At 42.0% G+C, this 3,411-nt stretch carries 6 protein-coding genes; all 6 read left to right on the forward strand.

The window, feature by feature from the left end; translation table 11 throughout:
* Positions 1–103 precede the first annotated feature (103 nt).
* The 6 genes from ACM0OS_RS28545 to ACM0OS_RS28570 all read left to right on the forward strand — a co-directional run bounded on the left by ACM0OS_RS28545 (position 104) and on the right by ACM0OS_RS28570 (position 3,210).
* Positions 104–391, forward strand: a complete 288-nt coding sequence (locus ACM0OS_RS28545) for a hypothetical protein (protein ID WP_414546548.1) — start codon at positions 104–106, stop codon at positions 389–391.
* 179 nt (positions 392–570) lie between these two features.
* Positions 571–897, forward strand: a complete 327-nt coding sequence (locus tag ACM0OS_RS28550; protein ID WP_414546549.1) for a hypothetical protein — start codon at positions 571–573, stop codon at positions 895–897.
* Positions 890–1,087 (forward strand): hypothetical protein, encoded by a 198-nt coding sequence (locus tag ACM0OS_RS28555; protein ID WP_414546550.1) that lies wholly within the window; start codon positions 890–892, stop codon positions 1,085–1,087. The genes ACM0OS_RS28550 and ACM0OS_RS28555 overlap by 8 nt, the downstream gene beginning before the upstream one ends.
* Before the next feature lie 51 nt (positions 1,088–1,138).
* Positions 1,139–1,954 (forward strand): hypothetical protein, encoded by an 816-nt coding sequence (locus ACM0OS_RS28560; protein ID WP_414546553.1) that lies wholly within the window; start codon positions 1,139–1,141, stop codon positions 1,952–1,954.
* A complete protein-coding gene (locus tag ACM0OS_RS28565; RefSeq protein WP_414546551.1) occupies positions 1,951–2,409 on the forward strand; it encodes a DUF1392 domain-containing protein in 459 nt (152 codons plus the stop codon). Before ACM0OS_RS28560 ends, ACM0OS_RS28565 begins: the two co-directional genes overlap by 4 nt.
* 45 nt (positions 2,410–2,454) lie before the next feature.
* Entirely contained in the window at positions 2,455–3,210 is a 756-nt protein-coding gene (locus ACM0OS_RS28570; protein ID WP_414546552.1) for a hypothetical protein, read from the forward strand.
* Positions 3,211–3,411 lie beyond the last annotated feature (201 nt).

The raw sequence follows: 3,411 nt of genomic DNA on the forward strand, positions 1-3,411 counted from the left end.
ATATAAGTATTTTAGCGATCGCTCTTCTCTTAAAAACTTTTTGGTTTACTGATTACCAGTGCAAAAGCCTTTTGTGGAACCCTGCACTACAGGAAATGAAATCATGGCTGTGATTTTCACAGAGTGCGAAAAATACGGGCTGGAACTGCTCGATGATGGCGTTTACCAGAATGACCAAAAACTGGGTGAAGTCGGTTGCACTGATGGTATTTGGTGGGCAATACGCACTAGAAGAAATCAGGGGCGTGTAGTTTGCGACTGTGTGATGGATGCTGTCTGGTGGCTTTCAATAACAGAGACTTCATCCACAACAAATAAATACTTGCAAAACCGACCGCTAGAACAACTGACTTCGGCTGAATTGCAACAGTTATTTGCAACAGCAGTTTAAGGGTTTAGGGGTGTGAGGGTGTGGGGTGTAGGGAAGAAGTTTGTACTACTAATTCACTCTTAACTTCAAAATCAATTCGTAAGAATTCTGACTCCTGACTCCTTACATCAATTCTTTCCCTTACACCCTTATACCCCTACCCCCTTACACCCCTATCTCTTCATTCACCGAATAAAACTATGCAACCCACGATATCAATCCCGCAAAACTGGGAATATCCCAGATTCACGCTAGGGCAACGCACAAAGCAAGGGTTAATAATCGGCATAGAATATAACCCTGCGAATACTCAACTAGCTTATCAATACGGTCACGGATGGCGGTACACGGTACTACCTAACAAAAATTCTGAGGAAGTCAGACATTATACCGATGACCAAATCCAAACGCTTTCTTTTGCAGAGATACAGCAGCAACTACAAGCTGAGATTGAAGAATATCAAGAACATATCAAAGCACTTCAACAGCAATTAGTAATTATCAATGGAGAAAGAAGCAATGGCTAGACCAAAGAAAAGCTGCTTCGGTTTAAATGCTGATAATTTATTGCATTCTCTGCGTGTTCGTGGTGGTTCTGCACCTTTGCACACTATCAAGTTTTCTAATGTTGCTATCCAATCATTGTTGAATCAAAAGCTCGTAAAAGTGCAAAACACTGGCTGCGGTTTTGTGTTGGAAATTAACGAGGAAAAGTAATTATCACATTTTGAATTTTGAATTTTGAATTACCTGAAGGGGTTGACAATGATGAACACTGAAATACAACTGGGTCTTTGTAACCCTCCCGAACCAGTTTACTTGTACGTCAAAAATGGTGAGGTAAGCGGTGAGTTTTTCCTTTGGTATCACTACGATATCGACAAAGATAAAACTATCCCTGTACAACAAAAGGGGTTGACTGGTTATCTTTCAGAATTGCGTTTGACTGCTAAAGAATACAAAGGAAAGGACAATCTCAAGCTAGATATTGTTGTTGCCTCTGACGAAGTTTATATTATCAGGACTGGCGTAGAAACGAATTTTGCGAAAACTTTTTTATTAGCAGCTTCACAGGTTTATGATTTTTCTAAACCCCTGATTATTGCTGTTACTAGCGGTGAGGAGAATACAGTTTTTTGTCGATTATATGATGCCTCTACAAAAGTAATAATTCGCAGAGAATGGAATCCCAATGCAGATTGGGGATCAATCATTGCTGAAATTCAATCTCGGTTGGGCGGAGCATATTCATCCGTTCCATTAATGGCAGAACAACAAATACATCCCCAAGATTTGAGGATAAAGCAGATTCGGACATTGCTTAATTATCCTCTGGATTTAGTTAGGGAATGGTTGGGATTCCAAGATGTTCGTAGTCCTAGCCAACTGCCTATCAGCAAGATAGACACTTTGGTAAAAAATATGTGCCTCGCTTGGGCTGCTCACAAGTTTGATCATTTCCCTGATGCTGAAGATTCATATCAACAACAAGTAGTCGATGCGGTTGCAAACGGGACTGATGAATTAACCGCAATTAAAACATGGATGCAGCAGGTACAAACAGCAAAAGTAGAGGCATCATGACCTGTATAGTTACTGCCCTAGAAAGATGCTGGTTTCTCTCTCCTCCTTGGGGTAAAGACATTCCCCCTGTTGAAGTTAATTTACTAGAACGAGTTTACCTCAAAAACACGAGAGCCTTTGGCTACTGCTGCGGTGTCCACTGGCAATATGACCGATGGATTTATGCAGTCGCTTGTGATAACGAAATTCTACACGCTACCCAACATCAAATCATTGGCACTGGTCGGTTACAGGCTACCACTGTGAAAAAACCCGCTTTTGTGTTGGGCGAACGAGTGATGTTTCGCTCTCATGATCATGCGACAAATCAGCGACTCGTTTGGGGGATTCGGTTACTCAATGGGACTTGGTTTTATGTTGTCGAATTGCAATCGCCTGTTTTAGCCCAAACACCAGATAAAGTGAACCGATTTTCATTTGTCAACGAACAAGATTTAGTGCGGGTGAATGTCTAGTAATTTTTGCAAGTTAAACACTTTGTACTCCATTACTTAAGGAAAATGTCACAAATTGAAATAGCCCAGATTATTGGGCAAATTAAAGAAGAAATCCAAATCGACTCTAATGGCCAAGGGAAAGCCAGCATTAGGGCAACTGCCAGACTAGCAGATGTACAAGATTCTTCGCTTCGTCGTGCGCTTTTGAGTGCGGCACTAGAACCATCTGCATTGGCGAAAAGCCTTATCCAGCAAGGATTTACACCTGCGGCAATGGAATCATGGAGTGAGCAAGGAATCCCAGACATGGCTGTCGCCGCCATCGTTGAATATTACGCTTTTGATGCTGGCAGATATTGCAAACAGCAGTCCCGGCTAGTGTGTAAGGCATTTAACAGGATTGGCGTTAGAGCATGGATGCAGGATATCACTGGTTGGACAAAACCCACGACTTCCAATGAAACCGCAATGACTCAGGTGCAATTACTAGCTGCCATCGCTCAAAATTTAGCAGAGCAAGAACAGCGTTTGTTGGAGCAACAACAGCAACATACTCAAGTACTTGCAAGGCTTAAAGCAGTAGAAATTGAACAAGATCGTTTCAATACTCCATGTGGCCATAAATACAGTGTTGTTGGTTTCGCCAATCTTCAAGGTTTAGAAATATCCGTGAAAGAAGCGAGTGCTAAGGGAAGAAAGGCAAGTGCATTGTGTCGAAAACAAAATATCGAAATCGAGCGCATACATGATCCGCGCTTTGGACGAGTTGGGCTGTATCCCGAAAGTGTGCTGATCGAAGTTTTCTCCAATGATGGTTAGAGAAGTTTTTCGCGCACCCAAGCCCGAATACAGCACTTCGGCAGGCTGGGGCTTTCTTCAGCAAAAAGTCCAATTCCCCAGTCAAAAAGTAAAAAGCAACCGTACACAAAAGCGCCACGATTGCAGGAGGAAAATAAGTTGTTTAGTCAATACTGTAGCCAAAAAAAGAGTATAAAAAAAAGGGCTGATGTAGTAGAGTTA

Source organism: Nostoc sp. CCY0012 (genome assembly GCF_963920855.1).
GTDB lineage: Bacteria > Cyanobacteriota > Cyanobacteriia > Cyanobacteriales > Nostocaceae > Cyanocohniella.